This window comes from Nocardiopsis sp. NPDC058631, assembly GCF_042716955.1.
Classification (GTDB): Bacteria; Actinomycetota; Actinomycetes; order Streptosporangiales; family Streptosporangiaceae; genus Nocardiopsis.
In genome coordinates, this window is sequence record NZ_JBHXQY010000012.1 from 70,064 (window position 1) to 88,099 (window position 18,036).

The window sequence follows — 18,036 nt, forward strand, 5'->3', positions numbered from 1 at the left end:
ACGCCGCCGGTCAGGGCTGCGGTTCAGGGCGTGGACGCGCGTGACGGGCGGATCGAATTGTCACAGTCGCGGAGGTCCTGGCCGGTATGGGCCAGTGTCGATTCGGCCGAAACGGATGAATCTTCAGCTGCCCCGGTGGTCTCATGGGTCCGCTTCGAGGGGAGCGGTGAGACCGGCACGCGCCGTGAAGGGATTTTCGCGAGTGGTCGAGGACGAGTCCGGCGCGCAGGACGCGGACCGGAGGAGGCCTTCCGGTTCCTGGCGGCCTTCGAGGAGGCGGGAGGCGCCGTCCGGGAGGGGGTGCGGGGGCCCGACCCGCAGGAGTACGCCGACGGGACCCTGCTGTACCGGAGCGGCGACCTGGAGGACACCACCTTCCGCGACCACCTCGACCTCCTGTGCGCCGAGGACCCGCCCGACCTGCTCCACTCCGCCGGGCGCTCCGCGGACTTCACCGCCTTCCACGACTACTCCAAGGCGACCGCCGGCACGTCATCCACCGGTGCGGCATGAGCAGCGCAGACCTTCCACCGGACGATCCGGGGTGCGTGTGAGGCGAAGGAGGGGCGCGGGGCGGGGTGGCGCGGGACGGCCCGACGCGAGAAGATGCCCGTTGTGGACCACCGAAACCCCGCCGAACTGCGGAAACCGTACACGGGTGAACCCCTCAGGCGCTCCTCCCTCTCGGCCCATCCGATGACACAGTTCGACCTGTGGTTCGACGAGGCCTACGAGTCGGGTCTGGCCGAGCCCAACGCCATGGTCCTGACCTCCGTCGAGCCCTCGGGGATGCCCCGGGCCCGGACCGTGCTGCTGAAGGGCTACGACAGCACAGGGCTGCGCTTCTTCACCAACTACACGTCCAGGAAGGCGCAGGCGCTGGACGCGGACCCCCGCGCCGGCGTCCTCTTCCCGTGGCACGCCGTCCGCCGACAGGTCCTGATGGCCGGACGGGTCGAGCGGCTCTCCGACGAGGAGAACGACCTGTACTTCGCGTCCCGGCCGCGCGGCTCGCAACTCGGGGCCTGGGCCAGCGAGCGCCAGTCCCGGCCGGTGGGGGACCGCGCCGAGCTCGACCGGCTGTACCGGGGCTTCGAGACCGTGTGGTCCGAGGAGGAGGAGATCCCCAGACCCTCCTACTGGGGCGGCTTCCGGCTGCTTCCCGAGGAGGTCGAGTTCTGGCAGGGCGGCGCGGACCGCATGCACGACCGGTTCCGTTACCTGCGAGGCAAGGGGGACGACTGGGAGATCGACCGCCTGTCCCCCTGACGCCGGGCGGAGAGCGGTCCGACCACACGACCGCCCTCCCGGCGTGATCCCGGTCCCACCGGGCGCGCGGCCGGGCCACTCTGGGCCATGTCCGGGCGTTCCGCAAGAGTCCGACGGGCATTCGTCCGAAGTCGAACGACCCGGCAGGCCCGGGACCAGCGGCTCAGCCGCCCCTGGGCGGGCGCCGCCCGCCGCTGTCCACATTGTGGGACACTTGAGAAATCCGGCTCCGCCGAGGCGCGATATGCTTGCGGTATCGGTGGTCGCTCCCGCGGTCCTGCGGACGCCCCGGTCCCCACTCGGCCCCTGGGAATCACCTGGTCCCGGCCTGTGTTGTGAGAGACCTGCCGTGCCCGCCGCGACCGCGCGCCGGGCGCAGAGCCTTGGGAGGGGAGACTTGACCGCACACGGGCTGATCGACACCACGGAGATGTACCTCCGGACGGTTTTCGAGCTCGAAGAGGAGGGCATCGTCCCGCTTCGGGCACGTATCGCCGAGCGCCTGCACCAGAGCGGCCCCACGGTCAGCCAGACCGTCGCCCGCATGGAGCGCGACGGCCTGCTGCGGGTCGAGAACGACAGGCACCTCGTCATGACGGCCGAGGGCCGTCGTCTGGCCACGCACGTCATGCGCAAGCACCGGCTCGCCGAGCGCCTGCTCGTCGACGTCATCGGGCTGCCCTGGGAGGACGTGCACATCGAGGCATGCCGCTGGGAGCACGTGATCTCCGAGGCGGTGGAGCAGCGTCTGGTGACGTTGCTCAACGCCCCCTCGGTGTGCCCGCACGGCAACCCGATCCCCGGGCTGGACGAGCTCGGCCTGGAGAACTACTCTCCGGAACCCTTCACCGACGACTCCATCGTTCCGATGATCGACGTCGCCGGCAACAACGAGACCACGGTGACGGTACGGCGCATCAGTGAGCAGATCCAGTCGGACGCCGACATCATGCTCACCTTGCGCGAATCCGGGGTACAACCCGGGCAAGAAGTGGTGCTGCGGGCCTCTGACGAGGGCGTACACGTGATCGGAGGGGAGTCCGAGGGCTCCGACCTCTCCGCGGTCGTCGCCGGTCACATTTTCGTCGCCAAGCCGTGAACCACGCGAACACGTTGATTGGTAGCTCATCAGGATTGTCACATTGCGCTGCGAGAACGTTGACGGTGTTGCTACGCTCGCCCCAAGGTGCGGTCGTTCGGGGTACCCGGAGCGGGCATGTATGCAGCTCATGACGGCGAGGTGGCGGCTAGATGACACGGTGGGGTGAGCCCTTCCGGGAGAGCGACGCGCTGGCCACGGCCGCCGTGCTGGACAAGGCGCAGATCGCCATCGTCGTCATCGACAGGTCCAGCCTCCTGCGCTACTGGAACCCCTTCGCCCGCGAACTCTTCGGGTTCGTCGGCGGCCGGGACTACGTCGGCCTCTCCCTCCTCGACATCGGTATCCACGAGTCCGACCGCGAACACGCCTCCCAACTGGCCCGCCGCGTCCTGCGCGGCGAACACTGGGAGGGCACGTTCGCGGTCCTCAAGGGCGACTCCACGTGGATCCACGTGCGCGCCCAGGCCGTACCGATGCGCGACGAGACGGGCGAGATCGACGGCATCACCCTCATCGCCCGCGAAGCCCTGCGCAGCGGCCGGGTCGAGGAGCAGTACGGCCTGCTCGAACGCATCGGCAGCCGCCTCGCCAGCTCCCTGGAGTTCGACTCCACGGTGAAGGGCGTCGCCGGCATCCTGGTGCCGCAGTTCGCCGACCACTGCTTCATCGACCTCTACGACCACGACCGCCTGGTCAGACAGGTCTCGGTACACGCCGAGGGGTGGACACCGCCGCCCCGTACCTGGTTCGAGGTCGGCGACGAGGTCCGCTACCCCGAACGCCACTTCGTCGCCCAGGCGCTGCGGCGCATGGAGACGGTCGTCAGCAGCGACTACCTGTTCGAGAACTCGCCCAGCAGCCGCTCCGACGCGGTCTCCCGGCAGGTGGGCGTCACCTCCGCCATCGCCGCCCCCCTGCGGGCGCGGGGCGAGGTCCTCGGGGTGCTCACCCTGGCGCTGTCCGGTCTCTCCCCCCGCCAGAAGAGCACCTACGGCGGGTTCGACCGCGACCTCGTCGGTGCCATCGCCTCGCGGGTGGCCCTGACCATCGACAACGCGCGCCTGTTCGAGGAGGAGCGCAGCACCGCTCTCGCCTTCCAGCGCAGCCTCCTCCCGCACCACTTCCCGCCCCTGGACGGGCTGACCATCGCCCACCGCTACCAGCCCGCCGGGCCGATCCAGGCGCACGGGTACGGTGTGCAGACCCAGGTCGGCGGCGACTTCTACGACGCCATCCCGCTCTCCGCCGGACGCGTGGGGCTGGTCATCGGCGACGTGGAGGGCCGTGGGCCGCACGCCGCAGCGGTCATGGGGCAGCTGCGCGCCGCCCTGCGCGCCTTCGCCCAGGCCGACCGCGAACCCGCGGACATCCTCCGCGAACTCGACGAGTGGGTCCGCCAGCTGGGCCAGCCCGACGAGGAGGGCGAGGACGACAGCCGCTGGATCCCCAGCGTCAGCTGCCTCTACATGGTCTACGACGCGTGGTCGCGCGAGCTGTCCTACGCCAACGCCGGGCACGCCACCCCGCTGCTGGTCACCTCCGACTCGGTCGACAAGCTCGACCTGGCGGTCGCCGACCGCATGCTGGGCGTGCGCGCCAAGGGCGGCTCGGCCGAGGACATCGTCTACCACCAGGCGGAGCTGCGGCTCCCGCTCGGGGCGACCCTGGTCATGTACACCGACGGGCTCGTGGACCGGCGGCCGGTCGGCGGCACGCCCGACCCCGAGCGCGCACTGGCCGAGCTCGCCGGACGGGTCGCCGAGGTCGCCGACAAGGACGTGGACGAGATCGCCGAGGCGGCCCTGCACAGCGTCCCCGGCGAGGTGGACGACGACACCGCGCTGCTGGTCGTGCGCACCCACTCCGACGAACTCGCACTGCGCGAGGGCTGGTTCCCGTCGGAGGCCTCCACCGTGGGCGAGGCACGCCACCTGGCGGCCAACACGTTCAAGGAGTGGGGGATGGACCGCGACCAGTCCGAGCTCGCCTGCCTGCTGGTCTCGGAGATCGTCACCAACGTCGTCATCCACGCGACCCCCCGCCCCGTGCACCGCGAGTTCACGGGCAACGGGGTCCTGGACTCCGAGACGCCCCTGGACGGCGGGTCGATGGCGGACGAGTTCGACGAGGACTGGTCGGACCTGCTGGAGGCCGCGGCCGAGGAGGACGACGAGCCCGTCGAGGACCCCGCCGACAAGGAGTTCCTGCTCCGGCTGCGGTGTGGAGCCTCCGCCGTGTGGGTCGAGGTCTTCGACCACGACCTGCGCCTTCCCCGCATCCGCAGCGCCGCCGCCGACGACGAGGGCGGGCGCGGCCTCTACCTGGTGGAACAGCTGGCCAGCCGGTGGGGTTCGCGGCCCACGCCGGACGGCAAGGCCGTCTGGTTCGAGATGCCGATGTACGGCGCGGACGAGGAGAAGCCGCAGGACTGAGCCCCTCGGCCGGGTGCGGCGGGTGACGTCGCCGCGCCGCACGGATTCGTGGCGCGGGAGACCTGGATATCCCACCGGCCGAGTAGGTAATTTGTGGTGACGACGTCCCCCTCAGGAGCCACGATGACCCCCAGCCCCCGCCCGTTCCGCCGTGTCCTGGCCTACGCCGCCGGAGCGGCCGTCCTCGCCGCCACCGCCTGCGCACCCGCGGAGGAGCCGGCCGAACCGGGAGCCGGCGCCGCCGCCGAGTGCGCACCGGGCGACCTCCCCACGCTGAACGGGGGGACGCTCACCATCGGCACCGACAGCCCCGCCTACCCGCCGTGGTTCGTCGGCGACGACCCCGCGAACGGTGAGGGCTTCGAGTCCGCCGTGGCGTACGCCGTCGCCGACCGGCTCGGCTACCCCGCGGACCGGGTCCAGTGGACCACCGTCACGTTCAACAACGCGATCCAGCCGGGGCCCAAGGCCTACGACTTCGACGTCAACCAGTTCTCCGTCACGGAGGAGCGCCGGGCGGCCGTCGACTTCTCCGCCCCCTACTACGACGTGCGCCAGGCGGTCGTCGCCCCCGCGGACGGGGAGGCCGCCGGCGCGGAGTCGCTGGCCGACCTCCAAGGCCTGACGATCGGGGCCCAGGTCGGCACCACCAGCTACGAGGCCCTCGTGGAGAGCATCGACCCCGACCAGGAGCCCCTGGTCTTCAACAACAACGACGACGCCAAGCAGGCGCTGGAGAACGGCCAGGTCGACGCCGTCGTCCTCGACCTGCCCACCGCCTTCTACGTCACGTCCGCCGAACTGGAGGACGCCGCCGTCGTCGGCCAGCTCCCGCAGTCGGACACCGCGGTGGAGCAGTTCGGTCTGGTCCTCGACCTGGACTCGCCGCTCACCGACTGCGTGAGCGCCGCCGTGGACGCACTCCGCGAGGAGGGCGTCCTGGCCGACCTCGAACAGGAGTGGCTGACCGAGGCCGCCGACGTGCCCGAGCTGTCGTGAGGGGCGACGCCCCCGCGTACGTCCCCAGCCCCCTGGAGGTCGAGCGGACCGCCCTCCGGCGACGCCAGGGGGTGAGGTCGGTGCTGGTCGGAGCGGTGTCCACCGCGCTGCTCGGCGCCGTCCTCGTGACGGTGGTCGTGGGCTCGCCGGGCTGGGAGCGGGTACGCGAGACCTTCTTCGACGCCTCCGTGGCCCGTGAGGCGCTTCCCGCCATCCTCACGGGTCTGTGGCTCAACGTGCGCGTGCTGGTCTTCTGCGCGCTGGGAGCCCTGGCGCTGGGCCTGGTCGTCGCGGTCATGCGCACGCTGCGCGGACCGGTCTTCTTCCCGCTGCGCGCGCTGGCGGCCTCCTACACCTACGGCTTCCGGGGCGCCCCGCTCATCATCGTGCTGTACCTGATGACCTTCGGGGTGCCGGGGCTGCGGCTGGAGGGCACCCCGAGCGTGCTGGTGCTCGGAGGGATCGCCCTGGTGGTCACGTACGGCGCCTACATCGCCGAGGTGTTCCGGGCGGGGATCGAGTCGGTACACCCCAGCCAGATCGCGGCGGCCCGCTCCCTGGGACTGACCTACGCGCAGAGCATGCGGTGGGTGGTCCTTCCGCAGGCGGTGCGCCGGGTGTCCCCGCCGCTGCTCAACGACATGGTCGCGTTGCAAAAGGACGTCGGGCTGATCTCGCTGGCAGGTCCGATCGACGCGATCCGGGCGGCGCAGATCGCCACCGCGCAGACCTACAACTTCACGCCGTACATCGTCGCGGGCGTGCTCTTCGTGCTGATGGCGATCCCGTTGGTGGCCGTCACCGACTGGGTGACCGTGCGGGCGGCGCGCCGCCAGTCCGCGGAGGGGGGCCGATGAGCGAGCTGGAGCGGTTGGCCGACCTGTCGGCGGGGGAGGACGGCCCGGTGCCGGTGCTGCGCCTGCGCGGGGTGCGCAAGGAGTTCCGGGGCGGCCCCGTCCTGGACGGGCTCGACCTGGACGTGCCCGAACACGGCGTGGTGGTGCTGATCGGCGCCTCCGGGTCGGGGAAGTCCACCCTGCTGCGGTGCGCCAACCTGCTGGAGCCGATCACCGACGGGTCCATCCACCTGGACGGCGAGCACATCACCGACCCGCGGGTGGACCCGGACCGGGTGCGGCGCCGTATCGGGATGGTGTTCCAGTCCTTCAACCTGTTCCCGCACATGAGCGTGCTCGACAACGTCACCCTGGCGCCCCGCCGGGTGCACCGCCGCGAACGGGCCGAGGCCTCGGAGCGCGCCCGCGAGCTGCTGGACCGGGTCGGACTGGCGGACCGGGCCGACGAGTACCCGGACCGGTTGTCCGGCGGCCAGCAGCAGAGGGTGGCGATCGTGCGGGCCCTGGTGAACTCGCCGCGCCTGCTCCTGCTGGACGAGATCACGTCGGCCCTGGACCCGGAACTGGTGGGTGAGGTCCTCGACCTGGTGCGCGGGCTGCGGGATGACGGGATGACGATGCTGCTGGCGACCCACGAGATGGGGTTCGCCCGGCAGGTCGCCGACACCGTGTGCTTCCTGGAGGGCGGCCGGATCCTGGAGCAGGGGCCGCCCGGACAGGTGCTCGGGGATCCGGAGCAGCCGAGGACGCGCCGGTTCCTCCAGCGGATCATCGACGCCGGGAGGCTGTGAGCGGGGGCGGGGCCGGGGAGCCGCCGGGTCCGGGCGACCGGACCGGGGAGCGAACTCCCGGAGAACAACGGTGTGCCCGTCCTCCCCTCCTTGTCGTGGCGGAACATTGCGGTTAATTTGTCCGACGACAACAGAAAAAGGCTGAACCAGTTTCTGAACAGTGTCGTGGAGGAAATTGATGGAAGACGCAGAAGTGGTCCCCCGTACCAATTCTGCCCGTGCGAGAATCGCCGCGTTCGTCCGGAGGGGCGTGGGTCCCCGTTCCCCACGCCGTCCGGCGGCGCCCCGGGAAACCGGCCCGGCCCCGGAGGCCGGAGCCGCGAGGAGGCTGCGCCGTCGCGCACCGCGCCTGGCCGTCAGTTCCGTCGTCGGGGCCCTCGCCCTGGTGGTCGCGCTTCCGGCGTACGCTTTCGCGGCTCCGCCCCCGGCGCTCCCGGCGAGTTATGCGGAGGCCGACGGAAAATGGCAGCCGGCCTTCGACTACGACACGGACGGCTGCTATTCGTCCCCCGCCATCGGTTCCGACGGGACCATCGCCGGGGGGCTGAAGACCTCCGGCGCCCTGAACGGCAACTGCCGTGACCAGTCGGACCTCGACAACACGAACTCGTACTCGCGCTCCAAGTGCGACGCGAGCGGGTGGTGCGCGTACATGTACGCGCTCTACTTCGAGAAGGACCAGACCGTCCACGGCTGCTGCGGGCACCGGCACGACCTCGAACACGTCGTGGTGTGGGTGCTCGACGGCGAGGCGCGCCACGTCTCGGCGTCCGCGCACGGCGACTACGACACCAGGCCCGCCTCCGAGGTGCTGTGGGAGGGCACCCACCCGAAGATCGTCTACCACAAGGACGGGGCGTCCACCCATGCCTTCCGGTTCGCGGCCGGTCACGACGACCCGCCGGAGAACCACTACGGCGTGTGGCAGTACCCGGCCCTGGTGAGCTGGGACCACTATCCCCCGGGCATCCGGGAGGCGTTCACCTCGGCCGACTACGGGAGCGCGCAGCTCGACCTCAGGGACGGTTCGTTCCCGGGGGCCCTGGACAGGGCCAAGCCCGACGGCATCGCGTTCGACCCCTACGCGTAGGCACCTCCGCGCCGCCCGTTCCGCCCGCGCCGGGGTGGGGCGGGCGGCGTGCGTGTCCGGGGGCCTACCTCCAGGACCAGGCCCACAGCAGCAGGCAGACGAAGACGAAGAAGACCACGATCCCGCTGGTCGCCCACGGGATGTGGATCCTGGGCCGGAGCTTGCGCACGCCGATCACGAGCAGCACGGCCAGCAGGCCCATGACGATGAGGCCGTCCCACGCACCGCTCATGACTACTCCGAACCTTCCAGGGGGTTGTCAGGTCACAGGCCGAGGCCGCGTCCCACGATCTCCTTCATGATCTCGGTGGTGCCACCGTAGATCGTCTGGACGCGGGTGTCCTGCCAGGCCCGTGCCACGGGGTATTCCATCATGTACCCGTACCCGCCGTGAAGCTGCAGGCACCGGTCCACGGCCCTGTTGCACATCTCGGTGGTCCACCACTTGGCCATGGCGGCGTCCTCGACGGTCAGCTCACCCCGGTTGAGCAGCTGGATGCCCCGGTCCACGTAGGTGCGGGCCATGTCCACCTCGGTGGCAATCTCGGCCAATACAAAACGGCTGTTCTGGAAGCGCCCAATCGGCCGTCCGAAGGCGGTGCGATCCCGGCAGTACTCGACGGTGTGCTGGAGCACCGCGTCCGCGGAGGCGACCGCGCAGGTGGCGATGGACAGCCGCTCCTGCGGCAGGTTCTCCATCAGGTGGACGAAGCCCTGCCCCTCCGTGCCGATCAGGTTGGCGACGGGCACGCGCACGTCGTCGAAGAACAGCTCGGCGGTGTCCTGTGCCTTCATGCCGATCTTGTCCAGGTTCCGGCCGCGCTCGAAACCGGGCGTGCCGCGCTCGACCGCGATGAGGGAGAAGCCCTGCGCCCCGGCCCCGGGGTCGGTCCGGCAGACCACGACGACCAGGTCGGCGTTGATGCCGTTGGTGATGAAGGTCTTGGACCCGTTGACCACGAACTCGTCGCCGTCGCGGACCGCCGACGTGGTGATGCCCTGCAGGTCGCTGCCGGTGCCGGGTTCGGTCATGGCGATGGCGGTGATCAGCTCGCCACTGGCGAAGCCGGGCAGCCAGCGGCGCTTCTGCTCGTCGTCGGTCAGCCTGGTCATGTACGGGGCCATGACGTCGTTCTGCAGGGTCACGCCCAGGCCGCTGGCGTGGGCACGGCAGACCTCCTCGTTGACGATGGCGTTGTAGCGGAAGTCGTCGAGGCCGCTGCCGCCGTACTCCTCGGGCACGCCGTGGCCGAGGAGGCCGACCCCGCCCGCCCTGGTCCACACCTCGCGGGGGACGATCCCGTCCTTCTCCCACTGCGCGTGGAAGGGGACGACCTCGCGTGTGAGGAACTCGGCCACCGACTCGCGGAAGAGGTCGTGGTCGGCGTCGAAGAGTTCCCGCTTCATGCGCTGCTCCGGGTGTGTCGGGGATCACTGGATGACGCCACAGTAACCGAACCGTATTCGGCTTTGAAGGGAAGCCTCCAAGCCACGGCAAAGTTCCCGTCCCCGTGGGCGGTTTTCCGCCTCACGGCGCTCCCGGGTTCCTACTGTGGCCGCAGCGGGGCCGTGAGCCGTGCGCGGCCCGACACGGGGGAGAGCCGATGGCACAGCACGAGGCCGACCGCCGGGAACGCAGGGAGCACCGGGGCGGCAGGATCGCGGTGATCATGACCGCCCTGATGCTCACCGTGCTGCTGGCGGCGCTGGACCAGACGATCGTCTCCACCGCGCTGCCGACGATCGTGTCCGAGCTCGGCGGACTCAACCACCTGTCGTGGGTGATCACCGCCTACCTGCTCGCCGTCACCGCCGTGACACCGCTCTGGGGCAAACTCGGCGACCAGTTCGGCCGCAAGCACCTCTTCCTGCTGTGCATCGGGATCTTCCTGCTCGGCTCCGCCCTGTGCGGCGTCGCCCAGGACATGCTCCAGCTCATCGCCTTCCGTGCGGTGCAGGGGCTCGGAGGGGGCGGCCTGATGGTGCTCGCCTCCGCGCTCATCGGCGACGTCGTCTCCCCCCGCGAACGCGGAAAGTACCAGGGGCTGTTCGGCGCCGTCTTCGGCATCTCCAGCGTGGCGGGGCCGCTGCTCGGCGGGCTGTTCGTCGACCACCTGTCCTGGCGCTGGGTGTTCTACGTGAACCTTCCGCTCGGGGTCATCGCGTTCGCCACCGTGCTCGCCGTCCTTCCCGCCGGTGTGTCGACCGGGCGCCGCCGGGTCGACTACGCCGGCATCCTCCTGCTGGCCGCGACCGCCGTGTGCCTCACCCTGGTGGCGGCCTGGGGCGGCAGCGTCTACCCGTGGGTCTCCCCCCAGGTCGTGGGACTCGCCGTCGCGGGCGCCGTGCTCGGGGTCGGGTGGTGGCTGACCGCACGGCGGGCCCCCGACCCGGTCATGCCGCTCAGCCTCTTTCGCAACCCGACCATCGTGGTCGCCATGGCCATCGGGTTCTGCGTGGGCTTCGCGATGATGGGGTCGATGGCGTTCCTGCCGCTGTTCCTCCAGATCGTGCACGGCCTGTCCCCCACGGCCTCCGGCCTGCACCTGCTGCCGATGGTCCTGGGCATGTTCCTCACCTCGATCACCAGCGGACGCCTCGTCACCCGCACCGGCCACTACAAGGCCTATCCCGTGGCGGGCATGGCGGTCACCGCGGTCGGACTCCTCCTCCTCTCCCGTCTGGGGCCGGACAGCTCCTTGTGGGAGATGGGGGTCTACTTCTTCGTCCTGGGGTTCGGGCTGGGCCTGGTGATGCAGGTGGTGGTCGTGATCGTCCAGAACGCGGCCGACTACGCGGACCTCGGGGTGGCCACGTCCTCGGCGACGTTCTTCCGCTCGATCGGCGGGTCGTTCGGCACCGCCGTGTTCGGGGCGGTGTTCTCCGGGCAGCTGGCCTCCAACCTGGCGGCCCGCGCGGGGGAGGTCCAGCTGCCGCCGGGTGTCGATCCGGCCTCCCTGGAGAGCGACCCGCGCAGTCTGGACCGGCTTCCGCCAGAGGCCCAGGCGTCGTTCCTCCAGGCCTACGCCGACTCCGTGGACACCGTGTTCCTGTGCGCGGTGCCGGTGGCGGTGGCCGGGTTCGTGCTCGCGCTGTTCCTGCGGCAGGTCCCCCTCCGTACCACCATCGGCACACCGGACCTGGACGAGTCCATGCCGCCCGTCGCGGCGGGGAGCCGCAGCGCGATGGAGCACGTCGAACGCGAGGTGTACCGGGCCTGCGGCAGGGAGGGCGCCGACGAGATGTACGAACGCCTGCGCGAGGCCGCCGGCCTGGAGATCTCACCGCCCGCCTGCTGGGTGCTCAGCCACCTGGGCGTGACCGGCCCGCTCACCGGGGCGGAGCTGGCGCAGATGTCCGGCCTGGGTGAGGAGCACTGGGAGGGCGTGCACCGGGAACTGTGGGAGGCGGGCTACCTGACGGGTGAGGAGGGGCCCTGGGAACTCAACGGGTGGGGGGCCGACGCGGCGCACCGGGTGTTCGACGCCCAGCGCACCGCCCTGCGCTCGCTGTTGGCCGACTACGCGCCCGGGGAGCACCCCGAGGTGGTCGCCGCCCTGGAGCGGATGACCACGGACACCCTCGGCGACGAGGGCGACGCCTCGCGCCTGGGAGAGGGCGCGCACAGGCTGTAGCCGCCCCCGGGCGGGGGAGCCGGTTCGGTACCCGCGCGAAGGAGCGGCCCGACGGCGCCACGCCTGCGGCCGGAGGGACACGGCCCCGAGAGGCGGGCGGGAGGCGTGGTCCCGGGGGTGGGGGCTTGCCGGATCCAGGAAACCGAATAAAGTTCGGTTATCGTCACCCACGCTCTTGGAGGACCCCGTGGCCGAGGCATACATCGTCGGCGCAGTACGCACCCCCGTCGGTACCAGGAAGGGCGCCCTCGCCGCCGTGCACCCGGCGGACCTGGGTGCGCACGTGCTCAAGGAACTCGTCGGGCGCACCGGGGTGGACCCGGCCGCGGTCGAGGACGTCATCATGGGCGTGGTCAGCCAGGCGGGCCCGCAGGCCCTCGACCTGGCCCGCACCGCGTGGCTGTCCGCCGGCCTCCCCGAGAGCGTCCCCGGCGTCACCGTCGACCGCCAGTGCGGCTCCTCGCAGCAGTCCATCCACTTCGCCGCCCAGGGCGTCATGTCGGGAACCCAGGACCTGGTCGTGGCCGCCGGGGTCGAGAACATGGGCATGGTCCCCATGGGCGCCAACGTCCAGTTCGCCCTCGACAACGACCTGCCCCTGTACGGCGAGGGCTGGATCGAGCGGTACGGCCTCCAGGAGATCTCCCAGTTCCGCGGTGCCCAGCTCATGTGCGAGAAGTGGGGCTACAAGCGCGAACAGCTGGAGGAGTTCGCCCTGGAGAGCCACCGGCGCGCCGCCGCGGCGCAGGAGGACGGCCGCTTCGACGACCAGATCGCGCCCATCGCCGGGGTGAGCAGGGACGAGGGCATCCGCCCCGACACCACCCTGGAGAAGATGGCCGGTCTCAAGCCGCTGCGGGAGGGCTGGGAACTCACCGCCGCCGTCGCGAGCCAGATCTCCGTGGGCGCGGGCGCCCTGCTCATCGCGTCCGAGCGCGCGATCGAGCAGCACGGACTGACCCCGCTGGCCCGCATCGTCCAGCTCTCCCTGGTCGGCGACGACCCGGTGTACATGCTCACCGCGCCCATCCCCGCGACCAGGATCGCCCTGGCGAGGGCCGGTCTGGGCATCGGCGACATCGACGTCACCGAGATCAACGAGGCGTTCGCCCCCGTGCCGCTGTCGTGGATCGACGAACTCGGCGCCGACCCGGCCAAGGTCAACCCGAACGGCGGCGCGATCGCCCTCGGCCACCCCCTGGGGGCCACCGGATCGATCCTGATGACCAAGCTGGTCAACGAGCTGCACCGCACGGGCGGCCGCTACGGCCTCCAGACCATGTGCGAGGGCGGCGGGCAGGCCAACGTCACCGTCATCGAGCGCGTCTGACCCCGACCGGAGCCGCGTGCCGGGCACGCGGCTCCGCGTCCGGCCCGTACCCGGCGCGGCAGCACCGCGGCCGTCCGTCGGCGGTCCCGGCCGGGCACGCCTCAGCGGGCCAGCGCGGGGCCCCCGACGCCGTTCTCCAGCCCGAGCCAGGCGGCCATCTCGGCCAGCTGCTCGACCAGTTCGGGCACGGTGTCCGCCGGCGCGCCGTCCTCCAGGGTGATCCGCTGCGCCAGGAGCGTCCTTGACGCCCGGTCGGCCTTGAGGTCCACCCGGGCCACCAGGTCCTCGCCCAGCAGGAACGGCAGCACGTAGTAGCCGTGCACCCGTTTGGCGGCGGGCACGTAGATCTCCAGCCGGTAGCGGAAACCGAACAGCTCCTCGGCGCGGTCGCGCGTCCACACCAGGGAGTCGAACGGGCTGAGCAGCGCCCGCGCCGCCATCGAGCGCGGCACCCGGGCGTCCCTGTGCAGGTAGGCGGGGCGTTCCCAGCCCTCCACCCGGACGGGGACCAGCTCGCCGGAGTCCACCAGGTCGGCCACGGCGGGCTTGGAATCGGCGGACTTCAGCCGGAAGTAGTCGCGCAGGCACGGCTCCGTGGCGATCCCGTGCGTGCGCGCGGCGATGGACACCAGTGCGCGGTGCGCCTCCTCCGGAGTGGTCCGAGGCGCGGCGTGCACCTCCGGCGCGAACACCCGCTCGGGGAGGTCGTAGAGCCGCTCGAACTGGGAGTTGCGCCCGTTGGAGGTCAGGTCGCCGACCCAGAACAGGTACTCCAGGCACTTCTTGACCTCGGACCAGTTCCAGCCCCAGTGGTCCTTGGCCCGCGGCACGTCGTGCGCGAGCGCCGCCTCCACCTGGCGCGCGGTGGCGGGGCCGACCCGTGCGACCTCCTCCAGGGCCGCCTTCAGCAGCTCGGGGCGCTCCTCGCGGATGCCGTTCATCCAGTCGGCCCCGGTCCGGGCGCGGTTGCGGTCCATCCGGTAGCGCATGAGCTGCCGCGTGGACGGCGGCACCAGGCTGGCCTCGTGTGCCCAGCACTCCACCAGGCGCGCGCCGCCCGACCCCGCCGCGGTGGTGGCGGCCCGGTCCAGCAGGGCGGTGTCGTAGCCGCCCAGGCGGGCGAACACCGGCAGGTACTGGCTGCGGGCCAGCACGTTCACGCTGTCGATCTGCAGGATCCCCACCCGGCGCACGACCCGGGCCAGGTGGGAGAGCGTCGGGCGGCCCCTGGGCCGGGGGTCGGCGAAGCCCTGGGCGGCGAGAGCGATTTTGCGCGCCTGGGAGAGGGACAGGTCCGCGTCGCGGCGGGGGTGCGGTTCGGCCATGCCGCCACGGTAGACCCCGGTGACGACAGTCCGCCCCGGCCCCGGGCCGTGGTCGGCCCGTGCGCCGGTGCCGGGGCCGCCCGCGGCTGGGGTCGCTCACCCCGTTCGATGGTCGTGTGTCCTGCATCACATCGATCTCGGGGGCGTGCCCCCTGACGCGCGGTAGGACGACTCGCCGTGGCCGTGCGTGGCAGATCCGGAGAAAAACCTTTGGCCCAATGCGAACCCCCCGGGGCACCCGGCCGTCCCACAGAGGCGACAAGAACCACCGAGCATGTGCTGGGAGTCGCACACGCCCCGGTGCGGAGGACGGCCGCACCGGGGCACCTTCTGTTTCTGCCCGCCCAGCTGGGCTTTTCCCCGGTGTCCACAGGCTGTGGCGAACAGCGGTGTCGCCTGCATGGCCTAGCCTTCTGCTGTGCGTATCGCGACATGGAATGTGAACAGTGCCAGGGCCAGGGTCGAGCGGATCGGTGCCTGGCTGGACCGGAGCGACGTCGACGTCCTCGCCATCCAGGAGACCAAGGCCAGGGACGACCAGTTCCCGGCCTCCGTCTTCACCGACCGCGGCTACGAGGTCGCCCACCACGGCCTCTCCCAGTGGAACGGGGTCGCGATCGCCTCCCGCGTCGGTCTGGAGGACGTGCGGATCGGCTTTCCCGACCAGCCCGGATACGGCGAACCCGAGGAGCCCGAGGCGCGCGCCATCGCGGCGACGTGCGCGGGCGTCCAGGTGTGGAGCCTGTACGTGCCCAACGGCCGTGAGGTCGACCACCCCCACTACGCCTACAAGCTGCGCTGGCTCAAAGCGCTGCGCGAGGCGGGCGCCGCGCGCCTCGCGCAGGACCCCGACGCCCAGATCGCCTACGTGGGCGACTTCAACATCGCCCCGCAGGACGAGGACGTGTGGGACATCGCCGCCTTCGAGGGCAGCACCCACGTCACCGCTCCCGAGCGCGCGGCCTTCGAGGAGCTCGTCGGCACCGGGTTCGGCGAGGTCGTCCGCGAACACACCCCGGGCCCCGGCGTCTACACCTACTGGGACTACAAGGGGCTGGCCTTCCCCAAGCGCCGGGGCATGCGCATCGACTTCGTCCTCGCCTCACCGGCACTCCGCGCCCGCGTGAGCGGTGCGAGCATCGACCGCGAGGAGCGCAAGGGCAAGGGGGCCTCGGACCACGCACCGGTCATCGTGGGGCTCGACGGGAACGACGGAGCGTCCGTCGCCAAGGTGAAGGAGGCCGGGGCATGAGCGCCGGGAGCAGAGCGGACGGGAGCACGGACGCGGGGGCCGCCCCCGTCGGCGCGCCGCGCATCGCCGTCTTCGGCAGCGTCAACATGGACCTGGTCGCCTACGTGGACGAGGTCCCCGCCAGCGGTGAGACCGTGACGGGCACGGCCTTTCGCCAGGTGCCCGGCGGCAAGGGCGCCAACCAGGCGGTGGCCGCCGCACGGGCGGGGGCCGGCGTGGCCTTCCTCGGGGCGGTGGGCGGGGACGCCTTCGGCGACGAACTGCGGGCCAACCTGACGGCCGCAGGCATCGGCGTGTCCGGGCTGCGCACGGTTCCCGGGGTGTCGGGCGTCGCCCACATCGTCGTGGACGGCAGGGGCGGCAACTCGATCATCGTGGTCCCCGGCGCCAACGGCGAGGTCACCGGTGTGGTCGACGAGGACGCGGCGCTCATCGAGGGGAGTGCGGCCCTGCTGCTCCAGCTCGAACTGCCGATGGAGGCCGTGGTCGCCGCCGCGCGGACCGGCCGCGGCCTCGGGGTGCCGGTCTACCTGACCCCGGCGCCCGCGCGCGACCTGCCCGCCGAGCTGCTGGAGTCGGTGGACGTCCTGGTCCCCAACCAGCACGAGGCCGCCGCGATCACCGGCCGCACGGATCCGCACGAGGCGCTGGCCGCCCTGCTGGAGCTGGTTCCGGAGGTGCTGCTGACCCTGGGCGAGGACGGCTCCCTCCACGGCCGTCGGGGCGGCGAGACGGTGGCAGTGCCCGCACGCCAGGTGAGGGCGGTGGACACCACGGCCGCCGGGGACACCTTCTGCGGGTCGTTCGCGGTCGCGAGGGCGGAGGGCCGCGCGCCGGCGGAGGCGATGGCGTTCGCCGCGGCCGCGGCGTCGCTCTCGGTCCAGCGCCACGGCGCCAGTTCGTCCATGCCCTCCCGCGCGGAGGTCGAGGCGCTGCTCGACGGCGCCGTCTGAGGGAGGCTCCCGACGGCGGCGCACGGGTTCCGGGGGACGGCCCCGGGACCCCTTCTGCGCCCTTCCCGTCCGCGCGGGGCCGGGCACGCACCCGTCAGGGTGCGTGCCCGATCTGCTGGAGGAACGGGAGGGGGTCCTGGTTCTGGAGGCGGACCTCCAGCACGATGTCGACGGTGTCGCCGACCAGTCGGCCGCCCCACGGGACCGCGCCTCCGTCGCCCACGCCGAAGTCCGAGAGCCTGATCCGGGTGGTGGCGGAGAAGAAGTGCCCGTAGGTGTCGTCGGGGGACACGTAGTCGGGCGACTCGCCCACCCACTGCGCGTCGAGGACGACCGGGCGGGTCGTCCCGTGGACGGTCAGGTCGCCGAACAGCCGGAAGGACTGCCGGCCGCGGCGGCTCGGCTCCGCCCCGGTGGAGACGAAGCGGAGCTCGGGGTGGTGGTCCACGTCCAGGAAGTCGGCCGAGCGCAGGTGGGCGTCGCGCGCGCCCACGCCGGTGTTGACGCTGGCTGCGTCGAGCACGACCTCCACCCTGGACCCGGCGGGGTTCTCCGTGACGAGCACCTGCCCGTGCGCCCTCCCGAAGGTGCCCTGGACCCGGCCGAAGCGCAGGTAGTGGGCGACGAAGATCAGGCTGGAGTGCAGCGGGTCCAGGTACCAGGTACCCGGCCCGGGGCCGGTCTCGTGGGTGGATGTCATGGCCATTTTCTCCCTATTTGTCCCATCTGTGGCTTTTGTCCACACACCATAGGTCTGACGCCACCCCGGAACGCGAAGTTCCGCTGTGACCAGGCACGAGACATTCGACTCGGTTGTCGGTGGAGGACGCCGTGACGAGGTACGTCACCCCACTGCGATCTCTCGGACAGGGCGCGGGGCCGGAACCGGCCGCCGGGCTCCCGGAGGGGACCGGGGACGACGCAGGGGGGGGGCGGGGGGGGCCCCCCCCCCCGGGGGGGGGGGGGGGGGGGCGCGCCCGCCCGCCCCGGGCGGGGCGGCC

16 protein-coding genes are annotated in these 18,036 nt (G+C 71.7%); 12 read left to right on the plus strand and 4 right to left on the minus strand.

Annotated features, from left to right (window positions below; all coding sequences use genetic code 11):
- The first annotated feature begins 135 nt into the window (after positions 1–135).
- From ACFWTE_RS06780 to ACFWTE_RS06815, 8 genes are all read left to right on the plus strand, one after another.
- Positions 136–513, plus strand: a complete 378-nt coding sequence (locus ACFWTE_RS06780; protein ID WP_378778362.1) for a hypothetical protein — start codon at positions 136–138, stop codon at positions 511–513.
- Between the two features lie 102 nt (positions 514–615).
- Positions 616–1,269 (plus strand): pyridoxamine 5'-phosphate oxidase, encoded by a 654-nt coding sequence (gene pdxH / locus ACFWTE_RS06785; RefSeq protein ID WP_378778363.1) that lies wholly within the window; start codon positions 616–618, stop codon positions 1,267–1,269.
- A gap of 397 nt (positions 1,270–1,666) precedes the next feature.
- Positions 1,667–2,368, plus strand: coding sequence for a metal-dependent transcriptional regulator (locus ACFWTE_RS06790; RefSeq protein WP_378778364.1), 702 nt, complete (start codon positions 1,667–1,669; stop codon positions 2,366–2,368).
- A 152-nt stretch (positions 2,369–2,520) separates the two neighbouring features.
- Positions 2,521–4,803 (plus strand): SpoIIE family protein phosphatase, encoded by a 2,283-nt coding sequence (locus ACFWTE_RS06795; RefSeq protein ID WP_378778365.1) that lies wholly within the window; start codon positions 2,521–2,523, stop codon positions 4,801–4,803.
- A 123-nt stretch (positions 4,804–4,926) separates the two neighbouring features.
- Entirely contained in the window at positions 4,927–5,802 is an 876-nt protein-coding gene (locus ACFWTE_RS06800) for an ABC transporter substrate-binding protein (RefSeq protein WP_378778366.1), read from the plus strand.
- Positions 5,799–6,659, plus strand: coding sequence for an amino acid ABC transporter permease (locus tag ACFWTE_RS06805; RefSeq protein ID WP_378778367.1), 861 nt, complete (start codon positions 5,799–5,801; stop codon positions 6,657–6,659). The genes ACFWTE_RS06800 and ACFWTE_RS06805 overlap by 4 nt, the downstream gene beginning before the upstream one ends.
- A complete protein-coding gene (locus ACFWTE_RS06810) occupies positions 6,656–7,450 on the plus strand; it encodes an amino acid ABC transporter ATP-binding protein (protein ID WP_378778368.1) in 795 nt (264 codons plus the stop codon). Before ACFWTE_RS06805 ends, ACFWTE_RS06810 begins: the two co-directional genes overlap by 4 nt.
- A gap of 178 nt (positions 7,451–7,628) precedes the next feature.
- A complete protein-coding gene (locus tag ACFWTE_RS06815) occupies positions 7,629–8,540 on the plus strand; it encodes an NPP1 family protein (protein ID WP_378778369.1) in 912 nt (303 codons plus the stop codon).
- Positions 8,541–8,604: 64 nt separating this feature from the next.
- Here the strand turns inward: ACFWTE_RS06815 and ACFWTE_RS06820 are convergent, their stop codons facing one another.
- Together ACFWTE_RS06820 and ACFWTE_RS06825 are read right to left on the minus strand one after the other, a co-directional pair.
- Positions 8,605–8,772 (minus strand): hypothetical protein, encoded by a 168-nt coding sequence (locus ACFWTE_RS06820; RefSeq protein ID WP_378778370.1) that lies wholly within the window; start codon positions 8,770–8,772, stop codon positions 8,605–8,607.
- 32 nt (positions 8,773–8,804) lie between these two features.
- On the minus strand, positions 8,805–9,947 hold the full coding sequence (locus tag ACFWTE_RS06825) for an acyl-CoA dehydrogenase family protein (protein WP_378778371.1): 1,143 nt from the start codon (positions 9,945–9,947) through the stop codon (positions 8,805–8,807).
- 197 nt (positions 9,948–10,144) lie between these two features.
- On the opposite strand from ACFWTE_RS06825, the gene ACFWTE_RS06830 reads away from it, so the two are divergent.
- Together ACFWTE_RS06830 and ACFWTE_RS06835 are read left to right on the plus strand one after the other, a co-directional pair.
- On the plus strand, positions 10,145–12,175 hold the full coding sequence (locus ACFWTE_RS06830; RefSeq protein WP_378778372.1) for a DHA2 family efflux MFS transporter permease subunit: 2,031 nt from the start codon (positions 10,145–10,147) through the stop codon (positions 12,173–12,175).
- A gap of 187 nt (positions 12,176–12,362) precedes the next feature.
- Positions 12,363–13,505: an acetyl-CoA C-acetyltransferase gene (locus ACFWTE_RS06835; RefSeq protein WP_378778373.1), complete on the plus strand. Its 1,143-nt coding sequence runs from the start codon at positions 12,363–12,365 to the stop codon at positions 13,503–13,505.
- 101 nt (positions 13,506–13,606) lie between these two features.
- Here ACFWTE_RS06835 and ACFWTE_RS06840 read toward each other — a convergent pair whose 3' ends face one another.
- Positions 13,607–14,830, minus strand: a complete 1,224-nt coding sequence (locus tag ACFWTE_RS06840; protein WP_378778374.1) for a winged helix-turn-helix domain-containing protein — start codon at positions 14,828–14,830, stop codon at positions 13,607–13,609.
- Between the two features lie 418 nt (positions 14,831–15,248).
- Between ACFWTE_RS06840 and ACFWTE_RS06845 the strand changes: the two genes are divergently transcribed.
- Entirely contained in the window at positions 15,249–16,082 is an 834-nt protein-coding gene (locus tag ACFWTE_RS06845) for an exodeoxyribonuclease III (protein ID WP_378778375.1), read from the plus strand.
- On the plus strand, positions 16,079–17,035 hold the full coding sequence (locus tag ACFWTE_RS06850; RefSeq protein ID WP_378778376.1) for a ribokinase: 957 nt from the start codon (positions 16,079–16,081) through the stop codon (positions 17,033–17,035). The genes ACFWTE_RS06845 and ACFWTE_RS06850 overlap by 4 nt, the downstream gene beginning before the upstream one ends.
- A gap of 94 nt (positions 17,036–17,129) precedes the next feature.
- Here ACFWTE_RS06850 and ACFWTE_RS06855 read toward each other — a convergent pair whose 3' ends face one another.
- Positions 17,130–17,735: a YceI family protein gene (locus tag ACFWTE_RS06855; RefSeq protein WP_378778377.1), complete on the minus strand. Its 606-nt coding sequence runs from the start codon at positions 17,733–17,735 to the stop codon at positions 17,130–17,132.
- Positions 17,736–18,036: the final 301 nt, after the last annotated feature.